The organism is Nocardia sp. JMUB6875, assembly GCF_041154655.1.
In the GTDB taxonomy this organism is placed as follows: Bacteria; Actinomycetota; Actinomycetes; order Mycobacteriales; family Mycobacteriaceae; genus Nocardia.
On the sequence record NZ_BAAFGR010000084.1, the window covers coordinates 1 to 25,750 of the forward strand.

The following is a 25,750-nucleotide window of genomic DNA, read 5'->3' on the forward strand; positions in this document are numbered from 1 at the left end:
GGCGGATATCTGGGAATTGGTGCTCAGTCTGCCGGTGATCTTCTATGCGTCGACGATCTTCTTCACGGGGGCGTGGGCGGCGTTGAAGGCGCGGACGCTGGACACGATGGTGTTGGTCGCGGTGGGGATCGGGGCGGGATGGCTTTACTCGCTGGCGATTACGCTGACCGGCGGCGGGGAGGTGTTCTACGAGGCGTCGACCATGTTGGCGACGTTCGTGCTGCTGGGGCACTGGTTCGAGATGCGGGCGCGGGGCGGGGCCAATGACGCCATTCGGACGCTGCTGGATCTCGCGCCGCCGCAGGCGGTGGTGATCCGGGACGGTCAAGAGGTCGAAATCCTTACGGCCGATGTGCAAGTCGGGGATCTGCTGCTGGTGCGGCCGGGCGCCAAGATCGCGGTCGACGGCACCGTCGAGGACGGGGCGAGCGAGGTCGACGAGTCCATGGTGACCGGTGAGAGCCTGCCGGTGCACAAGGAGGCGGGCTCGGCGGTCATCGGGGCGACGCTCAACAAGAACGGCACGCTGCGGGTGCGCGCCACCAAGGTCGGCTCGGACACCGCGCTGGCGCAGATCGTGAATCTGGTGCAGCAGGCGCAGAATTCGAAGGCTCCGGGCCAGAAGCTGGCCGATCGCGCGGCTTTCTGGCTGGTGCTGGTCGCATTGTTCGGCGGCGCACTGACTTTGGTGGTCTGGCTGCTGGCCGGCGCCACCTTCGCCAAGGCCATGCTGTTCGCCATCACGGTCGTGGTCATCACCTGCCCGGACGCCCTGGGCCTGGCCACGCCGACCGCCATCATGGTCGGCACCGGCCTGGGCGCGAAACGCGGTGTGCTGTTCAAGAACGCGATGGCGCTGGAGAGTTCGGCCCGCATCCAGACCGTGGTGATGGACAAGACCGGCACGCTCACCAAGGGTGAGCCGGAGGTGACCGAAATCGTCACCGGGTCAACGCTTTCCGAATCAGACCTGCTACCGCTGCTGGCCGCCGTGGAACGCGAGTCCGAGCACCCGCTCGCCGAGTCCGTGGTGCGCTACGCCAAGGAGCACGGCTCGAACGACGCTCGTGCCGCGGACTTCCAGAACGTCCCCGGTCACGGCGCGATCGCCACCGTGGACGGCCGCCGCGTCGTCATCGGCAATCGCCGCCTGCTCGAACAGGAGCACATCGACCTCGGCGAGCTGGCCGCTGCCCGCGACCGGGTGGCGGGCGCGGGTCAGACCGCGGTGCTGGCCGCCGTGGACGGCAAGGCCGCCGCCGTCATCGGCATCGCCGACGCCCCGCGCGAGACCTCCGCCAAAGCCGTTGCGGACCTGCACGATATGGGCGTCGAGGTGGTCATGCTCACCGGTGACAACCAGGCCACGGCCGAACGCATCGCCGCCGAACTCGGCATCGACACCGTCATCGCCGAGGTGCTGCCCGGCGACAAGGCCGCCAAGATCATCGAATTGCAGTCCGGCGGACGGAAAGTCGCCATGGTCGGCGACGGCGTGAACGATGCGCCCGCGCTCGCCCAGGCCGATCTCGGCATCGCCATCGGCGCGGGCACCGACGTCGCCATCGAGACCGCCGACCTGGTGCTCATGCGCTCCGACCCGCTCGACGTCCCCACCGCCCTGCGCATCGGCCGCGGCACCCTGCGTAAGATGCATCAGAACCTGGCCTGGGCCGTCGGCTACAACAGCCTGGCCCTGCCGATCGCCGCCGGTGTCTTCGAACCCGCCTTCGGCTTCGTCCTGCGCCCGGAGATCGCGGCCATGTCCATGTCCGGATCGAGCATTATCGTCGCCCTGAACGCCCTGTCGTTGAAGCGTCTGCGGCTGCCCGAACGCGACTGAGCGGCACCGGTTTCGGTGTGGCCCGGGTTACAGCACGCCGAGGTCGTGAGTCGATTCATGATGCTCGTAGTTAGCCAGTCCTAATACAGTGGGTCTGCACTTTGTACCCAGCCCGAAGGACACGTTATGCCGCTCATCGACCTCGGTTCCTCCGCGATCAACCTGGCCAACACCCTCACCGGTATCGCCGCCAACATCACCTACCTGCTGAAGGCGTGGGGCCTGGCCTGATCCGGCTCTCGCAAGCGAAAGAACCGCCTCCCCGGGGGCGGTTTTCGCATATTCGGGCAATGGGGACGGCGGGCAATAGAGTCGGCGGATGGCCAGTGCATCACCGGGGACGCCGCACACGCTCGCCGACATCCTGCCGTCCGTCGCCGCGACCTTCGGACTCGATCCGGGCAATCCGCTAGGGCTCACACCCAATCGGGACGTCGTCGTGCTGCTCATCGACGATATCGCACCCACTCTCGCCGCGCACGTCACCACGACGCTGACCGCGGGTTTCCCCGCCACCACGGCGACCAGCCTCACGAGTCTGGCCCTCGGCGCACCCTGCGCGACGCACGGGATCATCGGCTACAGCTTCGCCCTGCCCGACGGCGACGGTCCCCGCCTGCTGAATTCCCTGCGCTGGAAGCTCGACAGCGCGACCGGTGCGGATGCCCGCGGCCAGTTCCCGCCGGAATCCGTGCAGCCGCGACCCAGTCGCCTGGAAGACCTCGCCGCCCACGGGGTGGAAGTGCACTACGTGATCCCGGGCTACCAACGCGAATCCGGCCTCACCCGCGCCGCTTTCCGCGCGCCCGGCATCCTGCACCCGGCAAGCACTTTGGACGAGCTGCGCAGCGGAATCCTCACTGTCGCAAACCATTCCGACCGAGCATCGCGCTTCGCCTACGCCTACTTCGCCGACCTCGACGGCAACGGCCACCTCTACGGCCCCGAATCCCCGCAGTGGCTGGCGATGCTCGCCGATATCGACGCCTGCATCGCCGACCTGTTCGCCGAACTACCGCCCACCTGTACGGTGCTGATCACCGGCGACCACGGAATGATCCACGCGGACACCATCATCGACCTCGACACCCGTCCCACCCTGCACCGCGACGTCCTCCTCATCGGCGGCGAGGCCCGAGTCCGCCACGTCTACCTCGACTCTCCCGCGGCCCTGTCCGACGCTCATGCGGCATGGACGGCCGAGCTGTCCTCGCACGCCACGGTCATCGCCCGCGAACAGGCCATCGACGAGCACTGGTTCGGCCCGACCCCGCCCACCGAGGTGATCGCCTCCCGCATCGGCGACCTCATAGCCGTCGCCGAAGGCAGCGCGGTCCTCATCCGCCCCGCGGCAGAACCCTTGGAGTCCTCCCTCATAGGCCACCACGGCGCCCGCACCCCCGCCGAACAACTCATCCCCCTCATCGCCACCCCCTGATCTTGATAGCCCGTGGCGTGGACCACAGGTCGCGGAGCGCGCGAGGTGGGTCATAAGTCATTGCCTGACTCGGGCGGTTCTTATTACAGTCAGACTGCAATATGGCTCGACAAACCCAGGTCGACGCAGGAAAGGCGGCCGCACAATGGCTACAGGAGTTCTCGTGGAGACGGGCAGGCACCGGAAGGCGATGGTCGATCACCAGCGTTCGGGTGCGGCCGAGATGTGGGGCAAGTTCATGGCGCTGGGCGGGCCCCGGCATCTGCTCGACGGCGCGGCCCCCGCCATCGGATTCCTCATCGGATACGCCACCGACACCGCGGAGACCGGCGTGCTGATCGCGCTCACGGTCGCGGTGATGCTCGGCCTCTACCGGGTGGTGAAGGGCGACACCGTCAAGACCGTCGCCATCAGCGTCGCGGCCGTGGCCGTGTTCTCGCTCTTCGTCGGCATCACCGGCGAGGGTCGCGGCTTCTATCTGCCGGACATCCTGATCTGCGTGATCGGCGCGGTGGCTTTCGGTGTGCCGCTGGTGACCGGACGGTCGCTGAGCCACTGGATCTGCCGCAAGGTCGGCCTGGAGCCCGCCGACCACGCCGACCCGCAGGAGCGAATTCGCCTGCACCGCAAGGTGAGTCTGGCCTGGTTCGCCTTCTGGACGGTGCACCTGGTGATCATGGTGCCGCTGTACCTGGCCAACAAGGTGGTCATTCTCGGTACCGTCGCACTGATTCTCGGCAAGCCGCTGCTGGTCGTCGCCATCGCCGCGACCTTCCTGTGGGTGCGGCGCTCGCTCAAGACCTCAAGCGCGCAGTAGGGCGGTTTGCACCTTGCGCAGGCGGTCCACATCACCACGGAACCCCGCCACCGCATCGTTGTAGAGGAAGGCCTCCCACAACCGGACCAGGGCGTAGGCCAGGGTGTCGCGTTCGATGGGAGGCTCGTAGCCCTCGGATTCGGCGCGTTCGATGAACCGCTCGACCAGGGCCACCGCCGACTGGTGCACGGTCCCGTCGCCACGGGTGATCAGGCGCAGCGCCGCGGTGGACTCGTTGTCGAAATACCAACGCAGCGCATCGTTCTCGACCAGCAGATCGATGGTGCGATTCAGTACCGCGGTCAGGCGCTCGCCGCCGGTTCCGCTGGTGCGCCGATCGGCGTAGGCCACCACCTTCTCCAGCTGCCGCGCCACCGCCGCACCCAGCAGCCCGTCCCGGGATCCGAACCAGCGGTAGATGCTGGCCCGGCCCACCCCCAGCTGGGCGGCAATGGCATTGACGTCCAGCCGTTTTCCCGCCAGGAAGACCTCGATGGCCGCCTCGAGCACATCCTCCGGGCTGGCCGCGCCCGGGCGGCCCGGCGCTCTGGTTCCCTCCGCGCGCGTCACGCGGACAGCTTAGGGGCCAGGTACGCCGACAGGACCGCGGCGGTCGCGGCGCGTCCCAGTGTCAGCGCCTCTTGTAGCAGCGCGGGATCGCGGGTGACGCGGCCGATGTCGGGGGCGCTGTGCGGCGGGCGGATCTGCAGTACGGCCGGATCGGAACCGAAGTCGGCCTCATCGCTGTGGTGCCGCCGCACCCGCCCGAGCCACGGCTCGACGGTGCCCGGCGCGTGCCGGGACAGGAAGCGGGCCACCACCCGGGTCTCCAGAGTCGAAGGGGGACGCATGGTTTCGTCATCGCGCCGGGTGCGCAGCACCAGCACGCGGGTCGCCCCCTGCGCCAGCGCCGTGCGCACCGGGACGGATTCGGAGAGCCCGGCATCGACGTACCGCCGCGTACCGATGCGGACCGGTCGCCCGGCCAGGATCGGCAGGCAGGTCGAGGCCTTCAGAGCGATCTGCACCGAGTGCGGATCGCTGAGCTCAGGATGCAGATCGACGGCCGCGCCGGTGTCGGCGTCGGTGGCGATCGGGTGGAAAGTGATGGGATTGGCCAGGATTGCCGGGAAATCCATCGGCACCAGCCGTTCGTACACGGTGTGCACCAGGTACTCGGTATCGACCACCTTGCCGCCGCGCAGCGCCCGGCTCGGATTGATCACCCGATTGATCACCTCGGGATTCCAGGCCCGCTTGGATTCCACCGCCCGCCCGCACAGCAGCCACGCCGCGTTCAACGCGCCCGCCGAGGCCCCGTACACCGCGTCGAAGCAGGGCAGCACACCCAATTCCTCGATGGCCATGGCCATTCCGTGCGAGTACGCGCCGCGCGAGGAGCCGCCCTCGATGACCAGCGCCAGCCGGTGCGCGTCGGTGCGCTGTCCGGGCAGGCTGCCCTCGCGATGCCGCCGGGCGATGAGTTCGCCGGCGCCGAGTGCGCTTTCTTCGAGCACGGACGCTCCTTTCGGGGTGCTGGGACGTTCGAGTATACGACCCTATTTGAGACACGACAGTCTCTGTGTATCATATCCGGCGATGGCGGGGGTAGCCATGGAACTGGAGGTCAACGCATGCAACTAGCGCTCACCGACGACGAGCTCGCCTTCCGCGACGAGCTGCGCGCGTTCTATCGGAGCGAAATCCCGGCCGAGATCCGCAACCGGCACCGGCACGGGCAGGATCTGAGCAAGGACGACATCGTCACCACCCAGCGCATCCTCAATGCGCACGGGCTGGCCACACCGAACTGGCCGGTCGAATGGGGTGGCAAGGACTGGACCCCGATCCAGCGCCACATCTGGCACGACGAGATGCAGCTGGCCTCGGTGCCGGAGCCGCTCACGTTCAACACGAACATGATCGGCCCGGTCATCGCGCACTTCGGCGCGCAGGAGCTCAAGGAGCGCTTCCTGCCCGCCACCGCCAACCTCGACATCTGGTGGTGCCAGGGCTTTTCCGAGCCCGAGGCCGGATCCGACCTGGCCGGGCTGCGCACCGTCGCGGTGCGCGACGGCGACGAGTACGTGATCAACGGCCAGAAGACCTGGACCACCGCCGCCCAGTCCGCCGACTGGATGTTCTGCCTGGCGCGCACCAACCCGGACGCGCCCAAGAAGCAGGCGGGCATCTCCATGCTGCTCTTCCCGCTCGACACCCCCGGCGTCACCGTGCGCCCGATCAAGCTCATCGACGGCGGCCACGAGGTCAACGAGGTGTTCCTGGAGAACGTCCGGGTCCCCGCGAATCAGCTTGTCGGCGAGGAGAACCAGGGCTGGACCTACGCCAAGTTCCTGCTCGGCAACGAGCGCACCGGCATCGCCGCGGTCGGGCAGACCAAGGTGAAGCTGTGGCTGGCCAAGGAGCACGCCAAGCAGACCCGCCTGGGTGAGAAGACCCTGCTCGACGATCCGCTGTTCGCGACCCGCCTGGCCGAACTCGAGAACGAGCTGCTGGCACTGGAACTGGTGCAGCTGCGGGTCGCCGCGGGCTCGGCCGACGGCAAGCCCAACCCGGTCTCCTCGATCCTCAAGCTGCGCGGCACCGAGCTGCAGCAGGAGGTCACCGAACTGCTCGTGGACATCGCCGGGCCGGATTCGGTCGCACGCGAGGACGAGTCGAATCCCGACTGGGCCCGCCGCAGCACCGCCACCTACCTGAACTATCGCAAGACATCGATCTACGGAGGATCCAACGAGGTGCAGCGCGGCATCATCGCCTCGACGATCCTCGGACTGTGAGGCAGCACAATGGATTTCGATCTCACCCCCGAACAGGAAATGCTGCGCGACACGGTGCGTGACGTGCTCTCGCGCGGCTACACCCCCGAGCGCCGCAACGAAATGATCGGCACCGAGCTCGGCTGGGACCCCAAGATCTGGGCCACCTTCGCCGAAATCGGCCTGCTCGGACTGACTTTCGCCGAGGAGGACGGCGGCATGGGTGCGGGCCCCATCGAGGCCATGCTGATCATGACCGAGATCGGCCGCAGCCTCGCCCCCGAACCGGTGCTGGACTGCGCGCTGCTGCCGGGCTGGCTCATCTCGACCGTCGGCTGCGACGCGCAGCGCAAGGATCTGCTGCCGCGCATCGCCGAGGGGGAGCTCAAGCTCGCCTTCGCGCACGGCGAACCGGGCCTGCGCTGGCCCGCCACCGAGACCGCCACCCAGGCGGTCTGGCAGGACGGGTGGCGGCTCACCGGCCGCAAACACCCCGTCTCCCACGGTGATTGCGCCGATCTGCTGATCGTCAGCGCGGCCGTCGAGGGCGGCGTCGGGCTGTTCCTGGTCGATCCCACCGCCGAGGGCGTGCGCCGCCGGACCTATGCCGGACACGACGGAACGCGCGGCGCCGACATCGAATTCGACGGTGTCACGGCCGAACCGCTCGGCGAGCCCGGCGATGCGTCCGCCGCGATCCAGGCCGCCCTGGCCGGGGCGCAGGCCGCGTTGTGCGCCGAGGCCATCGGCGCCATGGAGGAGTCGCTGCGGCTCACTGCCGAATACCTGAAGACCCGCAAGCAGTTCGGCGTCCCGCTGCGCACCTTCCAGACGCTGACCCAGCGCGCCGCGGACATGTACGTCTCGCTCGAACTGGCGCGCGGCATGAGCATGTACGCGTCCATGTCGCTGGCCGACGGCATCGTCGACCCGGTCGTCGCGTCGCGCGCCAAGCTGCGTATCGGCCGCTCCGCCCGGCATATCGGGCAGGAGGCCATCCAGATGCACGGCGGCATCGGCATGACCGACGAATACCCGGTCGGCCACTACACCGCGCGGCTCACCGCCATCGAGCACACCCTCGGTGACTCCACCGACCACCTGCGCTACCTGGGCGGCTACGTCGCCGACTACCAGATGGTCGAGATCTGATGCACATTCGCGGCGCGGTATTGGAGGCGATCGGGCGCGAGCGGCCCTACGCGGACTCCCGCCCGATCAGCGTGTGCCAGCTCGAACTCGGCGATCCCGGACCCACCGAGGTCCTGGTCGCCATCGAGGCGGCCGGGCTCTGCCACTCGGATCTCAGTGTGGTGGACGGCAATCGGCCGCGCCCGCTGCCCATGCTGCTCGGCCACGAGGCCGCGGGCACCGTGGTGGCGGTCGGGGAACGGGTCGCCGATCTGTTTACCGGGCAACGGGTGGTCATGTCCTTCCTGCCGCGCTGCGAGGACTGCGACGCGTGCGCGCGGGACGGGCAACTGCCCTGTGCCGCGGGCACCGCCGCGAACACGGCCGGGGAGTTGCTGCACCACAGCGGGCACCTGTCACGGGGTGGCGCGCGGGTGCGGCATCACCTCGGGGTATCCGGGTTCGCCACGCATGCCGTGGTGGACCGGGCTTCGCTTGTGCCCGTCGGCAATTCGGTGCCGCCGGAGATCGCGGCGCTGTTCGGATGCGCGGTGCTCACCGGCGGCGGTGCGGTGCTGAACGTGGCGAAGCCGCGGCCCGAGGACAGCCTCATGGTGGTCGGGCTCGGCGGCGTCGGGATGGCGGCGCTGCTGACCGCGAAAGCCGTTGGCGTGGAGCGGGTTATCGCCGTGGACCGGATGGACGACAAGCTCGCCATGGCGAAGGAACTCGGGGCGACCGAGACGTACACGCCCGAGCAGATCGCCGAGGAAAAGGTGCGGGCACGGTATGTGGTGGAATGCGCGGGGCATCCCGCCGCATTTGAAACCGCCTACGCGGCAACCGAACCCGGTGGCATGACCATCACGGTCGGCCTGCCGGGACCGAACTCGACCGTGACGCTGCCGCCGCTGAGCATCACGGCCGAGGCGCGCACCATCGTGGGCAGCTACCTCGGTTCCGCCGTTCCGGGCCGGGACATTCCGCGCTACGAGCAGATGTGGCGGGACGGACGGCTGCCCGTGGAGAAATTGATTTCCTCGCGCATTCGGCTCGAGGAAATCAATGAGGCAATGGATCTGCTGGCGGATGGTAAGGCAGTCCGTCAAATCATTATTTTCGACCATTCCTGAATCCAGAATGGCTGCGCCGCACCGAAAATGAATGGATTTCTGCGGTGCGGCGCTCCCATACTCGATGGGTGAACACCGCAGTCATTCTCGACCACCTCCGCACCCACGGCGCGCCCCTGACGCTGACCCGGGCCGGTGTCGTGTCGTGGGACGACGCGGAATTCCACCGGGCCGCCCACGCCACCGATCCCGAGTGCTACCTGCTGCTCGCGCTGGTGCCCGGCGTGCACGAGAGCCAGCGCACTCGCGTCCTGCTGCAGACGCTGCTCGCCTCGCGCGCCGACCTGCCCGAGGCCTCCCGCGTCGTGCTCGACAAGGCCACGCGCGCACTGATTTTCGGGTTGCCGCCCGCGCAGGTCGTCACAGTGCTGCTGGCCGCCCGCCGCCTGCGCGCGAACCACAAGCACGTCACCCGCGCCATCCTCGCCTTCGTCCTGGATCACCCGGACGCCGAACTGCTCATCGCCGCCCGCCGCCCCGCGCTGGTGGACTGCTTCGAGCACGCGCTCGGCAAGAACACCGCGCGCGGCTGCCTGCGGCTGATCGCCGAGGGTGATGTCGATTCGCCCGAGCTGCGCCGAAAGGTGCTGCGGTTCACCACGAATCCGGTTCAAGCGGTCGAGCGCGTACGTCAGCTCTACGCGCCCGGCACCCACGGCGTGCCCGTGCTCACCGAGCCCGTCGCACCGCTGGAGCCGGTCCGCGTGCGCGAGTCCATCGTCACTGTCACCAACCGCGGCGATATCGCGGCGACCCTGGTCCACCTCTTCCGCGGCGGCTCGGCCCACGAGCTGGGTTCCGCGCTCACCGCCTACATCGCCGCGGCGACGCGCGCCGTGCCGCGCCTGCCCGGCCACGTCGCTCTGGTCCTGGACACGTCGGAGTCCATGCGCGGCTACGGCGAGCGCGAATGGGCGCTGCTCTCGCAGGCCGAGGCGCTGCGCCTGGTGCTCGATCGGGTGTGCGCACGGCTCAGCGTCATCGAGGTCGGGGCCGGGCAGTCCGCCCCGACCGACCTGGCGACGGGTGTGCTGGACGCGCTCGAAACCGTTGTCGCGATGGACGGTCCGCGGCCGGGCGCGAATCCCGAGGGACCGTTCGGTGAACCGAACGTCGTGCCCGCACGTGTTGTCGTCGAGGATCCACAGACCGCGGGGGAGGAGACCGCTTCCGGCGCACCGGATCTGGTGATCGTCGTGACCGACGGCTACGAGAACCGGCTACCCGGCGATCTGGCCCGGGTTGCGGCGACCCTGTCGGCCATCGGTGTGCGGACCCCGATCATGGTGTGCCGCGCCATGTTCACCGGCAGCGACGACCGCACCCTGCGCGATCCGGCGCCGGCCCTGCCGACCACCGGATTCTGGCACCAGGACGATTTCGCCGCCCTGCTGCCCTGGCTGTTCGCCCGCACCCCCGCGGGCGCGGACTGGCTCCGCGCGGCCGCCCACCGTTACCTCGACGCTCGCCTGGAAGGAGTGACCGGATGACCCTGCTCGACAACGTCATTCGCCCCGGGTGTCCCCGCGGGCGGCTCGTGCCGGAGCCCGGCACGGATCACATCCCGGAAAGTGCGGCGCGACAGCATCGCTCGGACGGGCCCGGCGCCCGGCTGGTCCGCATCCTCGACTCGGTCGTCCGGCTGGGCGGGCCGCTCTGGTTCGAGCGTCCCCTGATCACCGAGCTCGACGTGCTCGCGCACAACCCGGCCGAACGGGCCGGATAAGGAGTTCCCACCATGAAGCGACTCGACACCCTGGTGCGTGCGCCGGTCGACCTGGCCGGGTACGCGCTGGGCGCACCGCAGGTCGCGGGCGCGCTCACCGCCGTGCCGATCTTCGGGCCCGAGCGGCCCGGCATCGTGCCGCCGCGGTCCGGCCTCAAGCTGAATCGCGTTGTCGGATACGGCAGCGTGGAGCTGCACAATGGCGCGCCCTCCGGGGTGGCCATCGTGCCGCTGCACATCGGCTACATCCAGGAGGGTGCGCAGAACCACGCGCTGTGCTCGGCCGCGCTCATGAGCGCGGGGGAGACCCGGCTGTTCGAGGACGCCTGCTGCGTGCAGGCCGCGCAGGGCGGCTACCTGCAGGGCCGCGATCAGTGGTTCTTCGTGCTGCCGATGGAGTTGCGCGCCAAGGCGCTCGCGCTGCGCGGCAAGCCCGGGTATTCCAAGCTGTGGAGCGATATCTCGGCCGTGAACAGCCGGTACGGGCTGCCGCCGCGCGGGCACCTGGAGCAGATCCTCACCCGCAAGCGGGCGGTGCTCACCCAGTTCCGCAGCCGCCTGGAACTGCTGCCCGGCCAGCTGGGCGCGCTGTTCTTCGTCGGTGAGAAGTTCGCGGGGCTCGAGATCGCTCCCGATCCGCGCTACTTCGCGGAGATGTGGATGCCGTTGGTGTGCTTCGCCTATGGTGTCGCGGCTTGGCGGGCCGAGCCGCCGCGCGTCGAGCCGCAGCCGTTTGAGGCGCGCGATCTCGCGGAACTGCGCGCCGAACTAGAGCGCGGCCGCGAGCGGCATGCCGAGTCCCTGCGCGACTGGATGCCCGCCGACACCGAGATGTCCAGCGTCGAACAGGAGCGTCACCTCGACCTGCGCCTGCACACCCTCACCGGTACGCAGGTCGCCGGCCAGATGGTGACCGAGCACGACCGCCCGGTCTACGCCTCGCTCTTCGCGATCCATTAAATAGGTTGCGCCACACCTTAATAGCGCATTGAATAGTGAGTACGGGAACTGAGCCGGGCACGGCGGGATCCACCTTGATTCCAGATCAAGCAGAATCGCCTGCTAAGCGAATAACGCCCCGCCACCGCGTCGGCCGCCTGTCCCGTACCAACTCTCAAATGCCTTATCCGAAATTCCGCTGGAACCAGGCGAGCAATTCGGCCTCCGTCTTCGGCCCCGCTTGCGGATCGTCCGGATCCAAGGTGCACAGCAGCACCGCCAGGGGCTGATCGTCACGTTCGGCCGCCAGGCAAGGGCGGGGCGGCTTCTCCGTGGTGTCGGTGAAGCAGAAGAACCGTCCCACAGCGGTATTGGACCGGCGCCAGACATTGTCCGCACCGGTCTTGCTGCCGCAAGTGTGGGGTGACGCAGTGGCCAGACCATTCTCGTACCAGGCTCTGGGACCGCTGACATTGGCGAAGCCGTACAGGATCGTCGCCGAGTCGGGGGTTCCGCACAGCAGCGTCGCGTTCTGTCCCTCGCTCGGCTTCAGATGCCGACAGTTGGTGCGGCGGTAGTCCTTTCCGGCGTAGCCGAGCAGCGCTCGGTCGGCGTCGGTGAACGAATCGGGATCGCCGGGCGCGTTATCGCCGCCGAGGAATACGTTGGCGTCCTGTTTGGCGTAGTAGTCCCGGTATTTCGTGCTGTCCGTGCGATCCCAGACGAAGATCGCCATCGCCACCGCGGACTCGTCGGTCAGCTCCAGCCCGGGCGGCGGCGCGGTCACCGAGGTGCCGGTGTCGAGAAAGCATGACCTGCGGCCGATTTCCTTACCCGCGACCATCGCGGGCCCGTCGACGCCGGGAGCGTCGCCGCCGCAGACTCCGCCGTGAAACTGGCCGAGGAACACCGTGGTGTGGAACGCACGCAACTGATCGACACTGCGGAACCGGATGAACTGTGCGAACGGCTCATTCGTGGCCGGATTGGCCTCGCAGGTGAAGAAGGCGAGCATCGAATCGTCGTCGAGCTGGTTGTGCGTGCAGTTGGCGCGCTTGTATCCGACACCGTTCACCGTCGACAGCAACTCGATATCGGGTCCGGTCAGGGCCTTGGCGTCCGGCACCGCCGTACCCGTCACCTTCGGCCGCATGGCCGCCAATCCCGCGAAGCCGATCGACGCGGTGAGCAGGCTGAGCACGGCTACCGCCACCGCCACTCGACCCATCCACCGAGCGAGCTTGCGGTCCGAACGCGGCTGGGACGCAATGGAAGTCGTGCTGAGCGCCGCCTGTGCCGCCGCGGCCAGCTCGCCCGCCGTGCCGAACCGGTCATTCGGATTCTTGGCCAGCCCGCGCGCGATCACCGCATCGAATGTCTCGGGCACCCCGGGGCGCAACGCACTCGGCGGTGGCGGCTGGTCGAACAGGTGCGCGCGCATGAGCGAGATGTTCGTGTCGCCCCGGAATGGTCTTGCGCCCGTGAGGCATTCGAACATCACGCAGGCGAGCGCGTAGACATCGGCGGCCGGAGTGAAGTCGCGGGCACTGAACCGCTCCGGGGCCATGTAGCGGAAGGAACCGAGCGCGGAGCCGTCGGTGGTCAGGCTCTCGTCCGTCGCCGATTGCGCGATCCCGAAATCCACCAGATACGCGAACCCGTCACGGGTGATCAGGATGTTGTCGGGTTTCACGTCGCGATGCAGCAGCCCGTCCCCGTGCGCCGCGTCGAGCGCGGCGGCCATCTGCCGGACGAGCTCCACCGCGGTCACGGGTGGTAGAGGTCCGACGCGATCCAGCAGTTCGCGCAGGTTCTCCCCGTCGACCAGGCGCATATCGATGTAGAGGCGGCCGTCGATCTCCCCGTAGTCGTGAATGGGCACCACATGCGCCTCGCGCAGCCGTGCCGCCGCATGCGATTCCCGTTGGAACCGTTGCCGATACACGGGATCCTGCGCCAGCCGCTCCGGCAGCACCTTGATCGCGACGACACGATCCTTGGCCGTGTCGTACGCCTGATACACCTCGCCCATCCCGCCGCGCCCGATGAGGCGGTCCAGCCGGTACGGGCCGAAAAACGAACCGATCGTTAGGATTTGGTGTGGACTGGCCATTCGCCCTGCTTCCCCTTTATCGAATAACGACCCAGAGGTGGTCAACGGTTCAGCCGAGCTCCGGCCGTTGACATTTCGACGCGTGGCGGCGGAAAGTTGAGGGCGTCAAGAGATCTAGCCAGCTCAACCACATCGATGGGAGCGCGCTCATGTCCTTGCCGACCGAACCGATTGGTAGCATTCCGCGGCCGTCGCAATTGCTGAACGGAATTCAGGAACATCAATCCGGGCGAATCAACGATGCCGCACTGGCCGGGCTGTACGACGAAGCCGTGCGAGAAACGATCACGCAAATGGAGGCCGCCGGTTCGCCCATCGTCACAGACGGCGAACAGAGCAAACCCAGTTTCGCGACGTACCCCCTGACGGGCCGCTCGAACCTGAGCCCGGACGGCGCGGTCATTCCCTTCGCGGACGGCCACACCCGGCAGCTGCCGAAGCTCACCGCCGGGCCGTTCCGCTACGGCACCTTCGCCGCGTCGTATCTGCGTGCGGCCCAGAAGTTCGCGACCAAGCCCGTGAAGCAGGCCGTGATCGCGCCCTCCGCGCTGAGCCTGCTGTACCCGCCCGAGGGCATCGACGACTATCCGCGCGAACGGTTCCTCTCCGATCTGATGGACCAGTCCGAGGCCGACATCCGCGCCGCCCTCGACGCGGGCGCTGACTCGGTCCAACTCGACTTCACCGAGGGCCGCCTCTCGCTCAAACTCGACCCGAGCGGCGGCGTGCTCGATCAGTTCATCGAGCTGAACAACCGTGTGCTCGACCGCTTCACGACGGCCGAACGGCAGCGGATCGGCATCCACACCTGCCCCGGCAGCGATCAGGATTCCTCGCACAGCCTCGATGTCGACTACGCCGAACTACTGCCCAAGCTGTTCCGAATGCGCGCGGGCCGGTTCTATGTACAGCTCGCCAGCGAGCCCGATCCCGAACGGGTACTGCGCATCATCGCCGACCACCTGCCGTCGGACGCCGCCATCTTCATCGGCGTCACCGACCCCATCGACCCGACGGTGGAGACCTCCGATCAGGTCCGCGACCGGGTGCTCGCCGCCGCGCGATATCTCCCCGCCGACCGCCTCGGAACCTGCGACGACTGCGGCTTCTCACCCTTCGGCGACGACGTATCCACCTCGCGCGAAACAGCATTCGCGAAGATCCGCGCCCGAGTGGAAGGCACCGCGGCGGCATCGGCCGCACTGGGAATGTGATCGACGAGCTGTCCGCGGATCTCCGGGAGCCCCTGCACTCCTGGAGATCCGCAGGGGTCATCGTGTCGAGGACACCAGGCGGGTTCGCTGGCGGGCCTCCTCCTCCGGGCAGGTGGTGGCCAGGACCCGGCGGCGGTTGGTGCGCACGGCCGCGCTGAACAGCTGGTATTCGGCCGAGGGGACGCAGACCTCGCGGTACGGGTGGCGCGGGGTGACGCGGCGGTGCGGGCCGGGGATGACCACCCCGTGGCGCGCGCCCGGGCCCGCCTCCTGGGCGCGGACCCACTTCCGCATGAGATGGGAGTCGATGCTGGGCAGGTATTCCACCGCACGATCCCATTCCAGGCCCTCCACCTGCATAGGATCGGCGACCGCGGTCACGACAACGGCGTATGCCGTACCGACGGTATTGTCCGCCATTGGATCTACCCCCTGTCCATGCTCGAGATCTCCGGCGTTGCGCGGGGAATGTTCAGGATACGTCGAAAGATCTTGCACTACTGAGTGTTTCGCTGTACCCGCAAGTGGATTGCGGGTACTCCGCAGTCCTCGGACCTATGAATGTGGCAGGTGCCGCCCGAAATCCGGACCGGGGGCGCGGGTTGCCCGGTATGCGCCGGAGTGGCGCGAATCACGCCCCCGACGGGCCCCGGAATACCTTCGCGACGGGCCGTGTTCATGTGGTTGCCATATCCACCAAGTGTGGAAGCGACCACAGGAGGACCCGTGCAGTTCGGACTATTCAGCGTCGGTGACGTCACCATGGACCCCACCACCGGCCGGACCCCGACCGAGGCCGAGCGCATCCAGGCCATGGTCGCGATCGCCCTCAAGGCCGAAGAGGTCGGCCTCGACGTCTTCGCCACCGGCGAGCACCACAACCCGCCCTTCGTGCCGTCCTCGCCGACCACCATGCTCGGCTACATCGCGGCCAAGACCGAAAAGTTAGCGCTGTCCACCGCGACCACCCTGATCACCACCAACGATCCGGTGAAGATCGCCGAGGACTTCGCCATGCTGCAGCACCTGGCCGGCGGCCGGGTCGACCTCATGATGGGCCGCGGCAACACCGGACCCGTCTACCCCTGGTTCGGCAAGGACATTCGCGACGGCATCCCGCTGGCGATCGAGAACTACCACCTGCTGCGGCGGCTGTGGCGCGAGCGAACCGTCAACTGGGAGGGCAAGTTCCGCACCCCGCTGCAGGGCTACACCTCGACACCCGCACCGCTGGACGGCACCCCGCCGTTCGTGTGGCACGGCTCCATCCGCTCGCCCGAAATCGCCGAGCAGGCCGCCTATTACGGTGACGGCTTCTTCCACAACAACATCTTCTGGAATCCCGAGCACACCAAGCAGATGGTGACCCTCTACCGCCGCCGCTTCGAGCACTACGGCCACGGCGCGGCCGAGCAGGCCATCGTCGGACTCGGCGGGCAGGCCTTCATGGCCGAGACCGCGGCCGAGGCCAAGCGAATCTTCCGGCCCTACTTCGACAATGCGCCGGTCTACGGCCACGGCCCGTCGCTGGAGGACTTCACCGAGCTGACCCCGCTCACCGTCGGCACCCCCGAGCAGGTCATCGAACGCACCCTCGGCTTCGCCGACAATGTCGGCGACTACCAGCGGCAGTTGTTCCTCATGGACCACGCGGGCCTGCCGCTGGAGATGGTGCTGGAGCAGGTCGAGATCCTGGGCAAGGAAGTTGTTCCGGTGCTGCGCAAGGAATTCGAGGCGCGCCGCCCGGCGAATGTGCCGAGCGATCCGCTCACCCACGCGTCGCTGGTGGCCGCCGGTCCCGACGCCCCGCATCACCTGGTCGAGCCCGCCCGCGAGCGCGTGCTCGCCGAAAAGAATTGAGGACGAACGTGAGTCGCAAACTGGTAGTGCTGACCGCCGGGCTCTCGCAGCCCTCGTCCACCCGGCTGCTCGCCGACCAGCTCGCCGCCGCGGTCACCGCGGCGGTGGGCGGGCGCGGGGAGAGCCTCGAGGTGGAGGTAATCGAATTGCGGGAACTGGCAGGCGATCTCGCCACCACCATGACCACCGGACTGCCCACGCCCGCCGTGGCCGCGGCCCGGGAGAAGGTGACCGATGCGGACGGCCTGATCGCGGTGACACCGGTTTTCACCGCGAGCTACAGCGGCCTGTTCAAGATGTTCGTCGACGTCCTGGACACCGAATCGCTCAGCGGCATGCCGGTTCTCATCGCTGCCACCGCGGGCACCGCCCGGCATTCCCTGGTGCTCGACCACGCCATGCGGCCACTGTTCGGCTACCTGCGCGCGGTGGTCGTGCCGACCGGTGTCTTCGCCGCTACCGAGGATTTCGGCTCCACCGGCCTGACCGAGCGCGTGCACCGGGCGGCCGCCGAACTGGCTCAGCTCATCGTCGCCGAGCCGGCCGCCGTGCAGGGCTTCCTGCAGGACGAGCCGGTCCGCCACCGCAGCTCCGGCAATCGGGTCGGCGCGGTGCGGCCGTTCAGCGAACTGCTGGCCGGGCACACCGGGGACGGGCGATAGCCGATCGATAGCTACAGTGATCGAATGGCCGAGGAACTGCTGCCCGCCATCCCGCTCGACTCGTGGCGGCCCACCAAGGAAACCCTGCACCGCTACGCCCAGATCATCGGCAAGGTGGCGCTGGCCAAGGGCATCAGACGCAATCACTGGTGGCATATGACCTACCGGTTGACCGCCCGCGGCTGGACCACCGTGCCCCTGGGGACGGCGAGCGAAGGCCCCGTATTCACCTGCGCCTTCGACTTCTTCGACCACGTGCTGCGGTTGTCGGACGACCGCGGCACGCAGGAAGAGGTGCCGCTGGCCGGGCAGTCGGTGGCGAGTTTCTACACCGAGGCCATGGACGGCCTGCGCAATCTGGGCGTGGACGTGGTGCTTCCGCATCCCACCCCGTTCGACCTGCCCGACCACGGGCGGCCCTTCGACGAGGACGAGGAACACCACACCTACGATCCGGCCGCCGCGCTGCGCGCCTTCCACGTGCAGAGCCAGGTGGGCCGGATCCTGGAACGCTTCAGCGCCACCTACTCCGGCAAGATCTCACCGGTCCAGCTCTTCTGGCACACCTTCGATCTCGCGGTGCAGCGCTTCTCCGACCGTAAGATCGCCATGCCCGACAGTGTGGATCCGGTCACCCGTGAGGCGTATTCACGCGAGGTGATCAGCGCCGGATTCTGGTTCGGCGACGACAAGGTCCCCGCGCCCACTTTCTACTCCTACACCGCACCCGAACCCGCCGGACTCAGCGATCAGCCCCTGCGCCCGGCCGCGGCGAAATGGATGGTCTCGGGCTCCGGTCACAACGCCTACCTGCCCTATGACGACGTGCGCACCGCCGCCGACCCGATCGGTACGGCCATGGATTTCTTTCAATCCGCTTACGAAGCGGGCTCGCGTCTCGCGGGCTGGGACGCTGTCGGTCTGGCCTGCCACAATGGCATCACCGATCCCGTGCTGACCTCGCCTCGCCTCGGGTGGCCGGAGTAGCGCGGCCCGTGCCGCAGGAATATCCGGCTGCACCGAATCGTCTCTCCGGCATAGTGTGTCGAAGAGGAGTCATGGGATGATCGCCATGGGGAGAGGGCCCGCGGGGCTTTCGCGCGTGGAGGAGAGGGGCTCAGATGCGTGAGGAACGCATACCGAATCCGACGCTGACCGCGTACCGGGAGACGACTTTCACCGCCGGACCCAACACCCGGGTCGGGCTGATGGGCGCACTGGTACTGGGCAGCGTGATTCTGGTGTGGGCGGCCGAGCGCGCGTCACGGGAGGGCAATGACCACGGCTGGTTCGTGGCCGTCTCCTTCGCCGGGCTGTTCGTGGCCCGCGGTCTCTACCTGCGCCGGCCCATCACCCTGCCGCATCTGACCTTCGCGGCCATGACGCTGGTGATCTCCAACTTCAGCTACCGGACCGAGCATCCGGCGGTCGGCTTCGTCTTCCTCGCGGCCAGCGGCGCGCTCCTGGTGCTGCCGCAGGGCAGCAAGCCGCAGCCCGAACAGCTGCCGCGGGTGGCCGACCTGGTGCGGCGCAGTCAGGGGGATCCGTTGGCCCCCTTCGCGCTTCACTCCTCCAAGAGCTACTACTTCAATGCCGACGGTTCCGCGGCGCTGGCCTACCGGGCCCGGCTCGGAATCGCCGTCGTGGCGGGCGATCCCATCGGCGAGGCGGGGAGCTTCCCCGAATTGCTCACCGATTTCTCGCTTTTCGCGGGCAGCCACGGCTGGAAGATCGCGGTGCTGGGCGCGAGCCCGGAACTCACCCAGACCTGGCAGCGGCGCGCGGTCGACCATCGCGGGCTGCGGGCCATCGCCATCGGGCGCGACGTGGTCATCGACGTGGGCCGATTCGACATGGTGGGCCGCAAGTTCCGCAATCTGCGCCAGGCCGTGAGCCGCACCAAGAACTTCGGCGTAACCACCGAGATCCTGCCGGAGGTCGCGCTCACCGAACCGCAGCGCGAAACCCTGCTCGCCATCGTGGACGAATGGGGGCACGGGCGGCAGACCCGCGGCTTCTCCATGATCCTCGACCACCTGCTCGACGGGCGGCACCCCGGCATGCTGGTGGTGATGGCGCGCGACGCCGACGGGCGCGTGGCGGGTTTCCAGCGTTACGGCATGTCCGGCAACGGTCAGGAACTCAGCCTCGACGTTCCTTGGCGGCGGCGCGACGCGCCCAACGGGCTCGACGAGCGCATGATCGTGGATCTGGTGGATTACGCGCGCGAGCGCGGGATCAAGCGAATCTCGCTGGCGTTCGCGGCGTTTCCGGAGATTTTCGCCGACAAGCAGCGGTCGCGGACCATGCAGGTGGTGTATCTGGCGGTGCGCGCGGGTGATCCGCTCATCCGGCTGGAATCGCTGTACCGATTCCTACGCAAGTTCAACGCCTTCGGCGATCAGCGGTTCGTGCTCCTGCGCTGGCGCGAGGTTTTGATCGTGGCGCTGGCACTGCTCAGCCTGGAGTTCGTCCCGCACCGCAAGCAATTTTGAACAACTCTCGTAACTCTCAGGGGTAAACCCCTGAAACCCCGGGAATTGCTGGCGGATTCTCACTTCAGGAAGTCGACCAGGGCTGACGAGAAGGCCGGGTCGGCGACGGCGGCGAGATGGTCGCCGGGGACTACGACGCATTTCGCGTCGGGGAGGGCGGCGGCGAGACGTTCGGGTTCGGCCGCGAACGGGTCGGCGTCGCCCGCCAGGACGAGGGTCGGAATCGTGATGGCGGAGAGGTTTTCGATCGGCGCCTCGTTCAGGCCGGTCGCCACCATGGCGATGGCGTCGCGATCCACGCCGAGCGCATCGGCCAGCAGGCGGAATATGCGGGCGTTCGGCACGATCTCGGCCGGGTCCGCGGTCATGGCGGTCACGATGTCGGCGGATTCGATGACGCGCCAATCGATTCCGCCGCAGTCCACCACGCCGGAGCCGATACCGCCGATGACCAGCCGCTCCACCCGCTTGTCGGCCTGTGCGACCAGCAGCGAGATGATACCGCCCATCGAATAGCCCACCTGTGCAGCCCGATCCAGGCCGAGCTCGTCGTAGAGCGCCCGCACGTCATCGGCCATGGCCCGCCAGGAGTATCGGGCCGGATCGTGCGGCTTCTCCGAGCGCCCGTGCCCGCGGGCGTCCAGCGAGATGACGTGATGCCCCGCCTTCCGCAGCGCGGCCACCACACCCACACTCATCCAATTGGCATTGGTGTCGGCCACGATTCCGTGCTGCAGCACCACCGGAACGCCGTCGCCCTCCCACACCGTGTAGTTGAGCTCCAGCCCGTCGTGGGTGGTGAACTTCGCCATGGCCGCGATGCTAGCGGTCGATCAACCCATCCGGGCGATGATTCAACCCATCCGGGCCATGATCGCGCGAGGAAGCAGCGGCATCGCCAATCCCAGTACCCGCCAAGGCCATTCGGGGACCGAGGCGCGCACGCCCTCGCGTTCAATGGCGGCCACCATGGAATCGACGCCCTTGTCCAGCGGCACTACCAGTTTGGCGTCGCCCGCCTTGGCGGACATGTCGGTGGCGATGAAGCCCGGCTGCACGGTGGTGACCTTGATCGGGGTGCCGCGCAATTCGATGGCCAGGCCCTCACCCAGCGCGGTCACGCCCGCCTTGCTGGCCGCGTAGGCCGCCTTCTTGCCGGGCAGCCCGCGCACCGCGCTCATGGAGGAGATGAGCACCAGATGCCCGGCGTTCTGCGCGCGGAAGATGCTCATCGCGGCCTCGGCCTGCGCCAGCGCACTCACGAAATTCGTGGTGGCGGTAGCGAGGTTCGCGTCGGCGCGCCCGGTGCCCAGGCGCGCGCCCTTGCCGATTCCGGCATTGACGATGACGCGGTCCAGCCCGCCGAGTTCGGTGCGCAACTCCTCGAAGACCTTCGGCACGGCCGCGTGATCGTCGACATCGAGCCCACGCACCGCGACCGTGATCCCGGGATTGGCGGCCAGCAGCTCATCCCGCAGCTCTTCGAGATTCGAGACCCGCCGGGCGCACAGCGCGAGATCCCGCCCGCGCCGCGCGAATTCGCGGGCCATGCCCGCACCCAGTCCGGAGCTAGCGCCGGTGATGAGAATCTTCTGCCTGGTCATGCCATCACCCTAATCGGACTGCCCGATTTCCTTCACGCGAGAAGGGTTATCCGGCCGAGCCGGTGTTCGGCTGCGCGGGCGTCAGGTGCCAGGCCCCGCAGTTCTGGGTGGAGAAGCCGACATCCGTCGCCTTGATCTCGACCGTGACCGGCTTGGTGCGGACGAAGTCGCTGGCGATGATGTAGTAGTTCGGATCCGGATAATCCTGGGGCGTCTGGATCTTCCACAGCCGCCGCCAGAAGCAGCCGCCATTGGCCGGGTCCGGCGAACCATCGCCGATATAGATCCCCGGCTTGATATCCACATTGACCACATAGGTCCCGTCCACCGTGATATCGGTGGCCGGTTCGGCGGCCGCGATCCCCGATGCGGCCATTGTCAACGCGGAAGCGAAGGCTCCCGCGGCCACGAGCGCGCCTGCACGCACAGTGTTCCTCCCTGAGCAGCTCACTTTGCGCCGCACGGTTCCCGTCGTGCGGCGTTCGGGTGACCCCCGCGTCTCCCGGGGCGGTGTCTATCAGAGATTCCGGTCTGTTTTCGGGAAATCGCCCGGATTCGAGTAAATGAACAATCGCGGGCGATGCTCTTTTGGCTCTGCCCACGATATTCAGGGCATGGGAAGTCTTCGCCCGGTCGCGACCGGCTGCGCGACACACTGCGCCCGGCTGTGCACCGACGCGGGCCTGGCGGCCGTGCTCGCCGCCGATCGCGGACTGCTGCACTGGCGGGCCATGGGCCGCCTCGGCGATCCGGGCCTGGCCGAGCACGCGGTGCAGGAGACCCTGCTGCGGGCCTGGCGCGCCTGCGCCAGCTACAACCCCGAGCGTGGCAGTGTCCGCACCTGGCTGCTCACCATCGAACGCAACGTCCTCATCGACACCGCCCGCTTCCGGGCCGCCCGCCCCGGCGACGCCAGCTGGGACGAGATCGGCGAACAGGCCGAAAACCACTGCGCCCGCCCCGATTTCGTGGAAGATCTGACCGACGGGCTGTTGGTCGCCGACCTGCTCGCCCAGCTTCCGGCGGCCCAGCGCGACGCCGTCGTGCAGGTCATCCTGCGCGATCGCGCCTACCAGGATGTCGCCGCGGACCTGGGCATACCGGTCGGCACCGTCAAGACCCGAGTGCACTACGCGCTGCGTTCCCTGCGCCGACTGCCGCTCAGCGCGTGAACCCGTAGCGCTCCCCGCACGTCCAACAAGAGTGGCCGACCCGCACCCGGCGGGCCGGCTCCGAAGCGAGGAGTTACCGATGACCGACACCACCCGTGCGCCCGGCGGATTCGCCGTGGACCGCCGCACCGCCCTGGCCGCCACCGCGGTCGCCGCCACCGCGCTCACCGTCGCGGGCTGCAGCAGCGGCTCCGACCAGCCCGCCTCGGCCGCGCCCAGTTCCAAGAACGGCGAGGCGCCGGCCAAGAAGCAGGACGCCGACGAGCTGGCCTACACCAAGGACGTTCCGGTCGGCGGCGGCGTCATCGCCGGCGACGTCGTCATCACCCAGCCCACCGCGGGGACGTTCCAGGGGTTCTCGTCGACCTGTACGCATCTGGGCTGCAAGGTGAACGCGGTGGCCGACGGCGTGATCAAGTGCCCGTGCCACGGCAGCAGCTTCCATCTCGACGGCACCGTCGCGACCGGCCCGGCGCCGCGGGCGTTGGATGCCAAGGCCATTCGAGTCGACGGGGACAAGATCGTTTCGGCGTGATCCGCGCGTCGTCGCGGTAGCGGTCGTGGGGTGCGGGATAGTTGGCGTGTCGTTTCGAATCGGTGCGGTTTGCCGATCGCGCCCGCCAGCGTCCCGATTTGGTGTTTATGGACGTCTGACCACAGGTAACGGTTCCATCACGAAGCTTGCCAGAAGGTAACTGAAGTTGCCAGAGTGCTGTTTGAGCTTGAAGTGAATATTTGGGTCTGGTGTTACTAGTGGGAAGGGAGGGGCGCTCCGCCCCGAGCGCCGTCCGCTTATGAAACCGAGCATCACCAAGTCCGGAATATGCACGGTCGTCACCGCGGCGGCCATCACCGCCGTGGCCGGGATCGTCCCGACCGCCGCCCTGGCCGCGCCCGCGCTGCCCGAGCTGCCGCAGAAACTCGCCGGGAAGACCGTCTTCCTGGACCCGGGCCATCAGGGCCCCAACCACTCCCAGGACGAGAACCGTCAGGTCAGCGACGGCCGCGGCGGCACCAAGGCGTGCCAGACCACCGGCATGACCAGCCTGCACGGCATCGCCGAGCACACCATCAACTGGAATGTGGCGCAGCTGGTGCGCACCTCGCTCGAGGGCCTGGGCGCGAAGGTCGTCATGAGCCGCCCCGACGACACCGGCTGGGGCGGCTGCGTCGACGAACGGGCCAAGGCCGCCAACGCCTCCGGCGCCGATGTCGCGCTCAGCATTCACGCCGACAGCGGGCCCGCCGACGGACACGGCTTCCACCTCATCGTGCCGCAGCTGCCGGTGCCCGACGCCAAGGTCAACGAGGTGCAGTCCGGCGCCGGGCTGGCCGCGTCGAAGGCCATGCGAGATGCGTACGTGCAGAGCGGATATCAGGTCGCGACCTACAACGGGGCGGTCGACGGACTGCAGCCGCGCGCCGATATCGCCGGTCCCGCGCTGACCACCGTGCCGGATGTCTTCCTGGAGATGGGCAATGGCGCGAACGCCGAGGACGCCCAGCAGCTGGAGACCCCGGAGGGGCAGCTCAAGCACGCGGTCACCATCACGACGGGCCTCGCCTCGTACCTGCTCGGGGTGCCGGTGCCCGCGGACACCGAGAAGGCGTCGGACACGGTAACGCCTCCGGGACAGGCGGTTCCGGCCCAGCCCGCGCAGGCGCAGGTGCCGCAGGCTCCGGCCCTGCCGACCCCGGCCGAGGTGCAGGGCCAGCCCGCGCAGGCTCAGGTGCCGCAGGCGCCCGCGCCGCAGACGCCGCAGGCCGCGGTGCCGGGGCAGTCGCAGACCGAGCCGCAGGCACAGTCGCCGCAGACCCAGCCCCAGGCGCAGCTGCCGCAGACGCAACCGCAGGCCCAGGTCCCGCAGACCCAGCCGCAGGCGCAGGCGCCCGGGCAGTCGGGGCAGACCCCGGCCCAGCCCGCGACGCCGCAGGCTCCCGTTCCGGCACAGACGAATCCGGGACAGCCGGGCGCGACGCCGATGGACGCGGGGCTGCAGTTCTTCCAGCAGCTGGCCGACCAGTTCCTGCAGATGGAGCAGGGACAGGCGGGCACCCCGCCGCAGACCGCGCCGCAGTCGGGGCAGGCGCCGCAGTCGGGTCAGCAGCCGCAGGCCGGTCAGCCCGCGCTGCAGGCGCAGCCGGCCAAGCCTGGTACGCCCGCCGCCAAGCCGGTGGCGCAGCCGATGCCGGAACCACGTGGGCCGCAACAGCAATCGCCCGGCGCGCAGGCCGGTCAGCAGACGCCCGCCCCGGCCAGCCCCGGCGCGCAGACGAATCCGGGCACGCAGAAGCCGGGCACCGACAAGAACTCCAAGTCCGACGGCGGCCTCGATGTCGACACCATGAGCTCGCTGGTGCAGACGGCCATCAAGTTCTTCGGCCCGCTGGCCAAGATGCTCATGGGCAATACCGGGATCGCCCCGGACCTGATCAACCTGGCCTACAGCGTGGTGTCGGTGCTGAGCAGCAACATGCTGAAGACGCCGACCAACTAGAGTCCGGACAGCTCCCCGCGCCCCCGCTCCGAATTCACCGGAGCGGGGGCGCTTTTCGCTGCGCCCCGCCACCTTCGGGCAATCGCCATCCGTCACATCCGAACCGTTCGGCACCTTCTGTCCCGCATCCGGCGAACCGACGAAGGCGGGCAAACATTGCGCGACTGGAACACACGCGGGGTGCCCGCCCCCAGCCTGGCTGGACAGCGCGGTTCTGACGCCGAACCGGCGCACGTGCGGACAACCTCGTGTCCGGTGGTTGGCAAGCATCCGGCGCAGGAGTTGCATGAATTCGGGTCGGGTCAGATGGCTGGCGTGAAACGGC

General features: G+C 68.4%; 24 protein-coding genes. 17 read left to right on the forward strand and 7 right to left on the reverse strand.

Annotated elements, in window-relative coordinates; translation table 11 throughout:
* The 3 genes from ACAM49_RS21820 to ACAM49_RS21830 form a co-directional block, all read left to right on the forward strand.
* Positions 1-1,843, forward strand: a 1,843-nt coding sequence (locus tag ACAM49_RS21820; protein WP_369637395.1) for a heavy metal translocating P-type ATPase, incomplete at its 5' end; no start/stop codon positions are given.
* Between the two features lie 319 nt (positions 1,844-2,162).
* Positions 2,163-3,281, forward strand: coding sequence for an alkaline phosphatase family protein (locus ACAM49_RS21825; protein WP_369637396.1), 1,119 nt, complete (start codon positions 2,163-2,165; stop codon positions 3,279-3,281).
* A gap of 163 nt (positions 3,282-3,444) precedes the next feature.
* Positions 3,445-4,098: a DUF3159 domain-containing protein gene (locus ACAM49_RS21830; protein ID WP_369637397.1), complete on the forward strand. Its 654-nt coding sequence runs from the start codon at positions 3,445-3,447 to the stop codon at positions 4,096-4,098.
* Here ACAM49_RS21830 and ACAM49_RS21835 read toward each other — a convergent pair.
* The gene (locus tag ACAM49_RS21835) at positions 4,084-4,668 is read right to left on the reverse strand and encodes a QsdR family transcriptional regulator (RefSeq protein ID WP_369637398.1); all 585 of its coding nucleotides are present in this window, start codon (positions 4,666-4,668) and stop codon (positions 4,084-4,086) included. The two genes, ACAM49_RS21830 and ACAM49_RS21835, sit on opposite strands and share 15 nt — an antisense overlap.
* Entirely contained in the window at positions 4,665-5,615 is a 951-nt protein-coding gene (locus ACAM49_RS21840; protein WP_369637399.1) for a patatin family protein, read from the reverse strand. Before ACAM49_RS21840 ends, ACAM49_RS21835 begins: the two co-directional genes overlap by 4 nt.
* A gap of 117 nt (positions 5,616-5,732) precedes the next feature.
* Here ACAM49_RS21840 and ACAM49_RS21845 point away from each other — a divergent pair, with 117 nt between their 5' ends.
* From ACAM49_RS21845 to ACAM49_RS21870, 6 genes are all read left to right on the forward strand, one after another.
* Complete coding sequence (locus ACAM49_RS21845; protein ID WP_369637400.1) at positions 5,733-6,899, forward strand: acyl-CoA dehydrogenase family protein; 1,167 nt, start codon at positions 5,733-5,735, stop codon at positions 6,897-6,899.
* Between the two features lie 9 nt (positions 6,900-6,908).
* Positions 6,909-8,030 carry an acyl-CoA dehydrogenase family protein gene (locus ACAM49_RS21850; protein ID WP_369637401.1) on the forward strand — a complete coding sequence of 374 codons (1,122 nt, stop codon included), beginning with the start codon at positions 6,909-6,911 and terminating at the stop codon, positions 8,028-8,030.
* Positions 8,030-9,142: a zinc-binding dehydrogenase gene (locus ACAM49_RS21855; protein ID WP_369637402.1), complete on the forward strand. Its 1,113-nt coding sequence runs from the start codon at positions 8,030-8,032 to the stop codon at positions 9,140-9,142. Before ACAM49_RS21850 ends, ACAM49_RS21855 begins: the two co-directional genes overlap by 1 nt.
* 68 nt (positions 9,143-9,210) lie before the next feature.
* Complete coding sequence (locus ACAM49_RS21860; RefSeq protein ID WP_369637403.1) at positions 9,211-10,632, forward strand: hypothetical protein; 1,422 nt, start codon at positions 9,211-9,213, stop codon at positions 10,630-10,632.
* Positions 10,629-10,868, forward strand: a complete 240-nt coding sequence (locus ACAM49_RS21865) for a hypothetical protein (protein ID WP_369637404.1) — start codon at positions 10,629-10,631, stop codon at positions 10,866-10,868. Before ACAM49_RS21860 ends, ACAM49_RS21865 begins: the two co-directional genes overlap by 4 nt.
* 12 nt (positions 10,869-10,880) lie before the next feature.
* Entirely contained in the window at positions 10,881-11,828 is a 948-nt protein-coding gene (locus ACAM49_RS21870) for a DUF6569 family protein (protein ID WP_369637405.1), read from the forward strand.
* A 163-nt stretch (positions 11,829-11,991) separates the two neighbouring features.
* Here the strand turns inward: ACAM49_RS21870 and ACAM49_RS21875 are convergent, their stop codons facing one another.
* A complete protein-coding gene (locus tag ACAM49_RS21875; RefSeq protein ID WP_369637406.1) occupies positions 11,992-13,920 on the reverse strand; it encodes a serine/threonine-protein kinase in 1,929 nt (642 codons plus the stop codon).
* Between the two features lie 149 nt (positions 13,921-14,069).
* Here ACAM49_RS21875 and ACAM49_RS21880 point away from each other — a divergent pair, with 149 nt between their 5' ends.
* Positions 14,070-15,134 (forward strand): cobalamin-independent methionine synthase II family protein, encoded by a 1,065-nt coding sequence (locus ACAM49_RS21880; RefSeq protein WP_369637407.1) that lies wholly within the window; start codon positions 14,070-14,072, stop codon positions 15,132-15,134.
* Positions 15,135-15,191: 57 nt separating this feature from the next.
* Here ACAM49_RS21880 and ACAM49_RS21885 read toward each other — a convergent pair whose 3' ends face one another.
* A complete protein-coding gene (locus ACAM49_RS21885; RefSeq protein ID WP_369637408.1) occupies positions 15,192-15,554 on the reverse strand; it encodes a hypothetical protein in 363 nt (120 codons plus the stop codon).
* A 306-nt stretch (positions 15,555-15,860) separates the two neighbouring features.
* Here ACAM49_RS21885 and ACAM49_RS21890 point away from each other — a divergent pair, with 306 nt between their 5' ends.
* From ACAM49_RS21890 to ACAM49_RS21905, 4 genes are all read left to right on the forward strand, one after another.
* Positions 15,861-16,994 (forward strand): LLM class flavin-dependent oxidoreductase, encoded by a 1,134-nt coding sequence (locus ACAM49_RS21890; RefSeq protein WP_369637409.1) that lies wholly within the window; start codon positions 15,861-15,863, stop codon positions 16,992-16,994.
* 8 nt (positions 16,995-17,002) lie between these two features.
* The gene (locus ACAM49_RS21895) at positions 17,003-17,656 is read left to right on the forward strand and encodes an FMN reductase (protein ID WP_369637410.1); all 654 of its coding nucleotides are present in this window, start codon (positions 17,003-17,005) and stop codon (positions 17,654-17,656) included.
* A gap of 24 nt (positions 17,657-17,680) precedes the next feature.
* Entirely contained in the window at positions 17,681-18,643 is a 963-nt protein-coding gene (locus ACAM49_RS21900; protein ID WP_369637411.1) for a DUF5996 family protein, read from the forward strand.
* Between the two features lie 134 nt (positions 18,644-18,777).
* Positions 18,778-20,151, forward strand: a complete 1,374-nt coding sequence (locus ACAM49_RS21905) for a bifunctional lysylphosphatidylglycerol flippase/synthetase MprF (protein WP_369637412.1) — start codon at positions 18,778-18,780, stop codon at positions 20,149-20,151.
* 59 nt (positions 20,152-20,210) lie between these two features.
* Here ACAM49_RS21905 and ACAM49_RS21910 read toward each other — a convergent pair whose 3' ends face one another.
* From ACAM49_RS21910 to ACAM49_RS21920, 3 genes are read right to left on the reverse strand one after another with little or no spacing between them, the layout of a single operon-like run.
* Positions 20,211-20,963: an alpha/beta fold hydrolase gene (locus ACAM49_RS21910; protein WP_369637413.1), complete on the reverse strand. Its 753-nt coding sequence runs from the start codon at positions 20,961-20,963 to the stop codon at positions 20,211-20,213.
* A 42-nt stretch (positions 20,964-21,005) separates the two neighbouring features.
* Positions 21,006-21,755 (reverse strand): SDR family oxidoreductase, encoded by a 750-nt coding sequence (locus ACAM49_RS21915; protein ID WP_369637414.1) that lies wholly within the window; start codon positions 21,753-21,755, stop codon positions 21,006-21,008.
* 46 nt (positions 21,756-21,801) lie between these two features.
* The gene (locus ACAM49_RS21920; protein ID WP_040815400.1) at positions 21,802-22,182 is read right to left on the reverse strand and encodes a hypothetical protein; all 381 of its coding nucleotides are present in this window, start codon (positions 22,180-22,182) and stop codon (positions 21,802-21,804) included.
* A 187-nt stretch (positions 22,183-22,369) separates the two neighbouring features.
* Here ACAM49_RS21920 and ACAM49_RS21925 point away from each other — a divergent pair, with 187 nt between their 5' ends.
* The 3 genes from ACAM49_RS21925 (at position 22,370) to ACAM49_RS21935 (ending at position 25,425) form a co-directional block, all read left to right on the forward strand.
* The gene (locus ACAM49_RS21925; protein ID WP_051179819.1) at positions 22,370-22,927 is read left to right on the forward strand and encodes a sigma-70 family RNA polymerase sigma factor; all 558 of its coding nucleotides are present in this window, start codon (positions 22,370-22,372) and stop codon (positions 22,925-22,927) included.
* A gap of 79 nt (positions 22,928-23,006) precedes the next feature.
* Complete coding sequence (locus ACAM49_RS21930; RefSeq protein WP_369637415.1) at positions 23,007-23,462, forward strand: ubiquinol-cytochrome c reductase iron-sulfur subunit; 456 nt, start codon at positions 23,007-23,009, stop codon at positions 23,460-23,462.
* Between the two features lie 259 nt (positions 23,463-23,721).
* Positions 23,722-25,425, forward strand: coding sequence for an N-acetylmuramoyl-L-alanine amidase (locus tag ACAM49_RS21935; RefSeq protein ID WP_369637416.1), 1,704 nt, complete (start codon positions 23,722-23,724; stop codon positions 25,423-25,425).
* Positions 25,426-25,750: the final 325 nt, after the last annotated feature.